Origin of the sequence: Enterococcus sp. HMSC061C05 (genome assembly GCF_001814765.1) — a bacterium.
Lineage (GTDB): Bacteria > Bacillota > Bacilli > Lactobacillales > Enterococcaceae > Enterococcus_B > Enterococcus_B lactis.
Window position 1 is genome coordinate 1 of sequence record NZ_KV817732.1, and the last position, 8,898, is coordinate 8,898.

Annotated in this window: 7 protein-coding genes; 2 read left to right on the forward strand and 5 right to left on the reverse strand. The window is 39.6% G+C overall.

The features are described 5' to 3' along the window. Positions 1 to 36 precede the first annotated feature (36 nt). Complete coding sequence (locus HMPREF2988_RS03940; RefSeq protein ID WP_070770018.1) at positions 37 to 1,239, reverse strand: MFS transporter; 1,203 nt, start codon at positions 1,237 to 1,239, stop codon at positions 37 to 39. A 116-nt stretch (positions 1,240 to 1,355) separates the two neighbouring features. Here HMPREF2988_RS03940 and HMPREF2988_RS03945 point away from each other — a divergent pair, with 116 nt between their 5' ends. Next, a complete protein-coding gene (locus HMPREF2988_RS03945; protein WP_002310468.1) occupies positions 1,356 to 1,871 on the forward strand; it encodes a PadR family transcriptional regulator in 516 nt (171 codons plus the stop codon). Between the two features lie 200 nt (positions 1,872 to 2,071). Here the strand turns inward: HMPREF2988_RS03945 and HMPREF2988_RS03950 are convergent, their stop codons facing one another. The 4 genes from HMPREF2988_RS03950 to HMPREF2988_RS03965 form a co-directional block, all read right to left on the reverse strand. Beyond that, positions 2,072 to 2,518: a DUF2798 domain-containing protein gene (locus HMPREF2988_RS03950; protein WP_002310470.1), complete on the reverse strand. Its 447-nt coding sequence runs from the start codon at positions 2,516 to 2,518 to the stop codon at positions 2,072 to 2,074. 46 nt (positions 2,519 to 2,564) lie between these two features. Next, the gene (gene msr(C), locus HMPREF2988_RS03955) at positions 2,565 to 4,043 is read right to left on the reverse strand and encodes an ABC-F type ribosomal protection protein Msr(C) (protein ID WP_070770019.1); all 1,479 of its coding nucleotides are present in this window, start codon (positions 4,041 to 4,043) and stop codon (positions 2,565 to 2,567) included. A gap of 353 nt (positions 4,044 to 4,396) precedes the next feature. Next, positions 4,397 to 5,026 (reverse strand): nitroreductase family protein, encoded by a 630-nt coding sequence (locus HMPREF2988_RS03960; protein WP_002310475.1) that lies wholly within the window; start codon positions 5,024 to 5,026, stop codon positions 4,397 to 4,399. Next, entirely contained in the window at positions 5,010 to 5,474 is a 465-nt protein-coding gene (locus HMPREF2988_RS03965; RefSeq protein WP_002315865.1) for a MarR family winged helix-turn-helix transcriptional regulator, read from the reverse strand. The genes HMPREF2988_RS03960 and HMPREF2988_RS03965 overlap by 17 nt, the downstream gene beginning before the upstream one ends. Before the next feature lie 148 nt (positions 5,475 to 5,622). Here HMPREF2988_RS03965 and HMPREF2988_RS03970 point away from each other — a divergent pair, with 148 nt between their 5' ends. Continuing rightward, on the forward strand, positions 5,623 to 8,751 hold the full coding sequence (locus HMPREF2988_RS03970) for a glucosaminidase domain-containing protein (RefSeq protein WP_070770020.1): 3,129 nt from the start codon (positions 5,623 to 5,625) through the stop codon (positions 8,749 to 8,751). Positions 8,752 to 8,898 lie beyond the last annotated feature (147 nt).

The following is an 8,898-nucleotide window of genomic DNA, read 5'->3' on the forward strand; positions in this document are numbered from 1 at the left end:
TTGATGCAGGACAGCTTTTTCACAACCTCTGATTTCTTATTCTTCTTCATTTGTAGCAAAATAATTACGGTGATAAATGATACAACATACACTGATAAGAACAATGGCACCTGCAAAATAAAACGCATAGCTTTCACCAATATGTTCGCCGATCACACCTGCAATAAATGGTGCTAAAGCTCCACCGAAAAAGCGGACAAAACTATAGCTGGAAGAAGCAACGTTTCGTTGCAGACCGGGTATTTCCATAGCAATCGTCGTCAACAATGTATTGATGATTCCTTGGAAAAATCCTGCTAACACAATGCTGATCGGTACAAGGACTGGCATAGAAGTTCCAGCTCCTAATAACAGCAAACAAATAATGAATAAGACAAATGCAGCTAAAATCGTCCGATAAGTCGTAAACTTCCGCTCAAGAGCCGGTGCAAAGAAAATCGAAGCAATAGCCAGAAGCACACCCCAGCCAAAAAATACAAAACCGACTTCTAATTCAGAATAGCCAATCAATAAAAATGGCGCATACGCAAGTAAAGTAAAGAATCCGAAATTATATAACAATGCGATCAGTCCAACTGAACGAAGTTTATGATTGCTTAACGCTTTGACACCTTCCCAAAGGCCTACTTTTCTCTTTGGTTTCTCAGTTTCAGGTAAAAGTACCGCTAGGGCTATAAAACCGCAAAACATCAAAAAGGCTACCCCAAAAAATGGATAACGCCATGAACCGCTGCCCAAGACCCCACCGACTAGCGGGCCAACAGCCATTCCGCAGCCAAGTGCTGCTTCATACATCATGATTGCTTTTTCTGTGTTACCGACTAAAATACTGACGATCGTTGCTAAAGCAGTAGAGACAAATAAAGCATTCCCGACTCCCCAGCCGGCACGTAACCCAATCAACATACCGATATTGCCAGATAATCCACCAAGACCAGCGAATACAACGATGATAAACAATCCGGTCATCAATGTTTTTTTCAAGCCAATCCGACTAGATAGGAAACCTGTAAATAGCATCACCACACCAGTGACTAGCATGTAACTAGTAAATAACAGGGTTGTTTCAGCTGGCGTAGCGTTTAACTGTGCAGCAATCGTTTTTAAGATCGGGTCTACTAGGCCCACTCCCATAAAAGCGATCATACAGGTAGCTGCTACAACTAGCGCCGAACTTTTCCCCTTTGTTTCTTCATTTGTTTGTTCTTGTATATCTATTTGATTCTCCAATATTTCCATCCCTTTCTCTCTATTAGCATCATACATGATTTATTTTACATGTCAATATGCACATGTAAAACATGGAAATTTTACTGTGATATAATAAAGAAAATAAGACGAGAGGTAGGATTTTTATGAATACTTTAGCCTATATATTATTATGCGTGCTTTTATCCAAACCGCGTTCTGGGTATGAATTGAAGCAGCTGATCACGATTTTTTGGGAAGCTCATCACAGTCAGATTTATACGACGCTTGCCAAGTTAGACCAGCAGGGTTATGTGACCGTTTTGGACAAAGACGAGCACTCTCAAAAAAAGATCTACCACTTGACTGATGAAGGACGTGCCCTTGTAGAGGAATGGATCAAAGAGGAGACCCCAGCTCCTACGCAAAAAGATGAATTTTTAGCAAAAATCTATGCTTTTTCAACACTCGACAAAACAACAGCTACTGGACTGCTATTCACTAGAGAACAACAGCTGAACAAAATCATGCAAAAAAATCAAAAAAAATTGAATGACCTCTCGCTAGACAAGAGACAAGAATTTGGGCGTTATGTTGTGATCCAGCGCCGAATCATGCTTTGTCAGCAGGAACTCCAATGGTGTCAGCAAGTAAGAGAACAAATGCAGCCGTTTTTTGAGTAATGGATAAACAGAACCTTTCTAGATTTATCTATTAAGCAACGAATCATCTTCACTAAAAGAACGATACAGCTGAAAAAGAAAAACGATCCGAAAGACAGGCAAAAACCTATCGTTCGGATCGTTTTTCTTTCTAGAACTGCATTGAAGGGACTGTGACAAAAAGCAGGTCACAACCTTTTTTTCAAATAAACAGTGTTCCATCATTCATTGCTTTGAATGGCTTTCAACACACTTCTTGAAAGTGGGCCAACGATGATCAACTGCAACGGTAAAGCGGCAATCACATTCATTTTCCAAGCATTCATATAAGCAGAGAATAATTGATCAGGTATTCCTTGTTCCATGATCACACCAAACAAAGACATACATGTGACCATTCCTAAAACCATCAAGCAGGAAATAGTTAAGATCATTTGGATCTTGCTTTCTGGATTTACTGGTAGTTTAAAGGCAATTTTTTTCGCCAGCACACCGATGATGAAGACATCCAAAATGAAAGCCACCACGAATCCAGGCACTAGACCAATCAACAAACTTGATAAATGAAGATCTTGATGCAGCCATAAATTATACGCGCTCATCCCCAAGACCATCAAAAAACACATCATTGTTGTAAAAATTATTCCTTCTTTTTTATTTGTAGGCAATCTGTACCACTCCTTTAAATTTGTCACGAAAATCATCGTAGCACATTTAAAAATTTCTCGTAAGTACTTTTTTTATTTTCTGCCCTTTTATTTCATAAACTTCATCAGCCGTACGTTCGACAAAGTAGGAATCATGAGAAGTAAACAAAATCGTTCCCGGATATACTTGCATCAGCTGCTCTAAAGCTTCGATCGTTGCCATATCAATGAAATTAGTCGGTTCATCTAACAGCAATACATTACTTGGCTTAGTAAAAAGCAAAGCAATCGTCAAACGGGTCGCTTCTCCCCCACTTAACGTACACAACGGTTTCGTCAGAGTTTCCTGAGCAAACCCTAAGTGATTCAGCAAACTACGGACAAGCGATTCCGAAAACTCTGTTTGTCTCATGACAAAACGAATGACGGATTCTTCAGATGTCATTTGATAATCCTTTTGCTGATAGACTTGAAAGCTTACTTTCGGCGAAAGGAGGATTCCTTCTCCTTGTTTGCGGATATGTTCCAATAAGGTTGTCTTACCTGAACCATTTTCGCCGACAATCGCGATTTTTTTACCTAAAGAAAATTGAAAATCGCTATTTATCAGTAATATTCTTCCGTTTCTTTCCAATTGGATATTTTGTCCCATGATTGGATAACGATTGTGGAGTGCAAAAGATTTTGGTACTGGAAAACGGATTTGTTTCATCTGTTGCGGCTTAGTTGTTTCTCCTATTTTTTGGAGTCTTCTCTCTAATGTTTTCGCATTCTTTTGGATGGCTTTTTGTACACTGTCTTTTTGTTTAGAGGAAGACAACCGATCCGGTCTGATTTGTTGCTTTTTCTTTTTACTAGACACTTTTTCCAACTTTTCCGCTTGTTTTTTCTTTTCTTGGATCGATTTTTCCAATCGTTTTTTCTCTTTCATGATCGACTCTGCTTCTCGTAGCTTAGTCTTTTTCTCCAATTCCTTTTGAGTGAGATAGGCACTATAATTCCCCGAAAACTCTCGAATTTCTCCGTCTTTTACTTCCCAGATTTTCGTTGCCAGCTCATCTAGAAAATAGCGGTCATGACTAACAAAAATCAGCGTGCCATAATAATAACGAAGCTCTTCAATCAGTCGATCCACACTTTTTCTATCTAGATGGGTCGTCGGCTCGTCTAGAAGCATCCCTTGTTCATAAGAAGAAAGAAGACGTATCAACTCGATCTTTCGTTCTTCCCCTCCACTCCATTTCCGTTCCGAAGTTTCTTCCAGTTTTAACTGGAAATGACTGGCTAATTCCAAATTCAGATCCTTTGTTTCAGCAAGATAGGTTAATTGTGGCAGATAGTTGAAAGTGATCTCTGTTTGGATTTTCCCTTGATTGGGGATAAGTTCTCCGGCTATCAGTTTCAGCAACGTTGATTTACCGACTCCATTTTCTCCTATGATCCCTATCCGATCTTGCTGATAGACACGAAGAGAATCAATAGATAATTCTAACTGGTTACCAAAACGAACTTGCAGGTTTGTTATATTTATTGCTAAATTTTCCATATGTTTTACACTCCTATTTCATGTAAAACAACAATTATCGATACTAAAAAAGAGCAGAAAAATCTGTTTGCAAAAAAACTGCATAACATCTTTTCCTACTCTGAACGAAATAACTATGACTAAATCATCAAATCTGTCATAGCTTTCACCTATTCTACTGTCGTTCGAAAAAATGGACATACTCCACCCATGAAATTGTTGTTTATACATGTCTTTTGAATTTATTTAGTTGTTATTCAAAAGTTCAAAACGTAATTTCATCGATGCAGTCATTTTTCCGACCTCCTTTTTTATTAGGTTACCACACACGATTCAAAAAAAGCAATAGCTACTGAATAGTAACTGAAAACCTTTTATTTGAACGTAGTGATCTTTTCTGGTGCTAAACGAACAGACTCATAACCTTCTTCTACCGCTTTTCCTATTGATAAAATAATAACTGGAACATAGCGGTCTTTATCCAAACCAAATGCCTCTGCCAACTGATCTGCTTCGAATCCACCAATTGGATTTGTTTCATAGCCATGATCACGTGCAACTAACATGAATTGCATAGCCGCTAAGCTAGAATCGACTTTGACTACATCGTTCATTTCTTCTCTTGAAAAGCTCTTGTAATAAGGAATGATCGCAGCTAATTGTTGATCTCTGACTTCTTTTGGCATCTTCCCTGATTCGTAAGCTTGGTTATAGATTTCTTCGCCATATTCGTAACATTGCATATCGCCAAAAATCATGACCATTGCAGAAGAAGTATCATTTTGTCTCGTATTGAAACGGATCAAAGGACGCAAGATTTCTTTTGCTTCCTCGCTTTCAGCGACCACAAAGCGCCATGGTTGCATGTTGACAGAAGAAGGAGCAGTCGTCGCTTCTTTGATCATTTCCAGCATTTCTTCGTGTGGGATTTTGTATGTTTCATCATATACGCGAACGGATCTTCTACCAGTCATAATTGTTGAAAAATCATTTTTTTGTTCCATTATTATTAACCTCTTTCGTTTCTGTTGTTATATTGCAAAGTTGGGTATTCAATTTATCTAAAAGTGTTAGGAATTGTTTCATTTCTGCATCGCTGAAAGCTGGGGACAGCACGGAACCTGTATCTTTATGGTCCATTTCACAATGCTCGATTTTCTGCTGGGCTTTTTCTGTCAGTGCTACGTACACTTCCCGATTGTTCTGAGGATTTCTCTGACGCGAAACATAGCCGTTTGCTTCTAAAACCTTCAGATGACGTGTAACTGCTCCTTGATCAATCTGCAACTTTTCTTGCAAACTGCTTTGCAGCAATGGATTTTCTTCTTTCAGTCTCATCATGATCTCATATCTAGTAAGACTTATACCGATATTTTCCTCAAAGATCTGGACGATTTTTTGATCGGCTAATTTGATTTGATATAAAAGGTGGCTAATCTCTTCTAAAGACATAATTTCCTCCTCTCTAATAATTGACTAGTCAACGATTGACTTGTCAATAATAGAATAAAAAAAGAAAAAAGTCAAAGAATCAGCTGTGAAATTAAAAAACAAAGGCTTTCAATAGAAATGAGTGTAAATAAAAGAAATCTCTTGTAGAATGAAAAGAAGGAACAATAAAAAAGAAAGAGAGGATAATGATGTGAGAAAAAGAATAGTAGCCGCAGTATTTCTCTTAGTGAATGCGACGTTGTTACCTAATAGTCTCGTATTTGCTGATACCGTTTTGGCAAATGTTCAAACAACAGAAACATCTACCCTATCAGAAGATGAAAGCGCACCATCCCAATCAAGCCTATCTGGAGAGAATTCCTATCAAAATCTAGAAGACAGCTCTTCTGCAGTAGAAAATTTTACACCGCCAAAAACCTCTGGAAATCCCTCTTTGCAAGGAGCAAATGGTAGATTTGAACAAATGAAACCTGATAAAATCCACCTTTCAGCTTCAAAACAAACAAAGGAATCGTTCATTCAGCAGCAATCTGCTCATAGCTACATTGATACGCAAGGTGTGTATGAGATCGTCTCTACTGATGTCCAGCTACCCGATGGACAATGGGTGGATAAAGGAACGATCCAACTAGTCATACCAACAGAGCCAACAGAACAAGTCACCAATTATCTGGCCTATTATGTAGCAAAAAAAATCAAAACCTATTCTTTACCCTTGGAAAAATCAGCAGATTTCTTGATGTTTGACGATTCGATCACTCTAGACAAGGAGCATTTTCTTTCTTCCGTACGTGCGTATTACTCAGAAGTTGCAGCTGGTCCTATCATTCAAACACATATAAGTATGACAGAAACCTATACGACTCTGAATGAAACAGATATTTATCCTACCTTCTATCGCCAAGAAGAACATCAAAAAATATCTGGACCAGCCCTCATCACGGATAAAGTAGCGTTATCGGATCAAACAACTTGGGTACATATCCAAACAGCAAACTATGAAGGATGGGTAGCAGCAAACTCTGTAACTGCTCATGAGCCAAAAACAGTTCCAGTTGAAGCATCACAAGGTCAGCTTTCTGAATCAGCTGTTACCTCTCTGTCACTTGATCAAGCTTGGTTAGAACAATCAGAGGAAACCATTTCACATTCAGAAAGTTATCACGTACAAAGAGCAGTCCAAATCAGCGATCAAGTGTTTTATGTGCTGACAGCAAAGGATTCTTCAATCGTTTTTGTCCCACAGAAAGAATTCCAACCAGAGGATCCAGTATCAGTAGAGACTGATTCCTCAAATGAACAGATAGGAACAGCTGAAAGTACAGCATCTGATTCAAAAGAAACAACTGATTCTTCTTTCCAGCCGCAAAACAAAGTGCCACAGACAGATGAATCTACCTTGCGTACTGCACGTCCATCTATTACTTATAGTACACATGTCAAAAATCGTGGTTGGCTGCCAAATGTTTCTAGCGGTCAACTTTCAGGAACAACAGGTCAATCTTTACAAGTAGAAGCTTTTCGTATCCATCTTTCATCCTCCCTCTCTGGTGCTATTGAATACACCTCTTATGTCCAAGGTTCAGGATGGCAAAATTGGGTAGCTAACGGCGCTATTTCTGGAACGACTGGACAAGTCAAACAGATTGAAGGAATCAATATTCGATTAACTGGACAATTAGCAGCAACTTACAATGTTTATTATAGAGTCCATGTACGAAATTTTGGCTGGCTTCCTTGGACAATGAACGGAAATCCTTCCGGAACACTTGGATACGGTCATCAAATCGAAGCAATTGAAATCCAATTATTGGACAAAAACAGTTCCGGCCCTGCTACTAACGGTATTTCTTATATCGAAAAGGAACCATCCGTATTGGCGAATACTCACGTAACCAACAGAGGATGGTTAGGCCAGACAGATGCTGCTAATCAAGCTGGTACGACTGGCCAACGGTTAAGTCTTCAAGCAATGCAACTGCGTTTATCTGAAAATACAATTGGTGGCGGTATCACTTATCAATCCCATATCGCTAACAAAGGTTGGGAAACCAACTGGGCACAAAATGGCACGATTTCTGGTACGACTGGACAAAATCTGCCTATTGAGGCGATCCGCATCAATCTGACTGGCACAATCAGCACCCGATATGACGTTTATTATCGTGTACATGCACAAGAATTCGGCTGGATGAACTGGGCAAAGAACGGTGAATCAGCTGGCACACAAGGCTATGCTTACCGTGCAGAAGCGATTCAAATTGTATTAGTAAGGAAAGGAGGAGCCGCACCTGGTGCAACTACTCGCGCCTTTCGTATAGCTCCACCTAGAATCACGTTGCAAGGACATGTATCGAATATTGGCTGGGTAAGCCAAACGAGCCTGAACAACTCGATCAGCTACGCAAATCAAGGAAGACAATTTGAAGCGATTCGCGCAAATTTAGGAACATCCAGGTATACTGGCGGTATCCAATATGATTCACACATAGCTGACAGCGGTTGGACCAGAACTGTATCCAATGGAGCGATTTCAGGAACGACTGGACAAAATCGCTCTCTTCAAGCCTTTTCCTTTCAGTTAACAGGAGAACTTGCTGAAAACTATGATATTTATTATCGTGCCTTTGTTCGTTCCAGAGGCTGGTTAGGCTGGGCATCAAATGGACAAAAAGCAGGCTCTGTCAGAATGAATTTGCCTGTTGAAGGTATCCAGCTAACCATTGTTGAAAACGACCGGCGGCCAAGCGGCTATCAGCCAAACCAACTGACGATTCTAGGACAAGTGAATGATCAGACACCTCAGGGAAGATTCATCAATTCTGTCAGCCAAAGTGCGAATCGTATCGCGCCTGCTCATGGCTTGTATACTTCTGTCATGTTGGCTCAAGCGATCCTAGAAACAGGATATGGCACAAGCTATCTAGCTCAGCACGCGAATAACTTCTTTGGGATGAAATTCAAAGACGGCGAAGATGAAGGAAAGTATGGCTATATCTGGCATATATCTAACGAAGTGATCAATGGTGTCGTTGTCCCTGTCAATTCAAAATTTCGGGTCTATCAGTCCACTGACCAATCCTTCTTAGATAACGCCTTAAAATTAAGATATGGTGTTTCTTGGGACCCAAACCGATATGCGGGGACATGGAAAGTCAATGCACGTTCTTACAGAGATGCTACCCGTGCATTAACAGGAACATACGCGACAGATCCTGATTATGGTCAAAAATTGAATAATCTGATCGAATATTGGAAGCTGGATCAATTTGATTGAACGGGCATAAAAAAAGGTTGTGACAAGAATGTTGTCACAACCTTTTTTGAGTAAATGGTGTTCAAAAACTTGCATCTACGGTAATAAGTCCAGCCAAACGAAAAACATGAGAAACTGCTTTTGTTTGGCTGTTCTTATTACTTGATG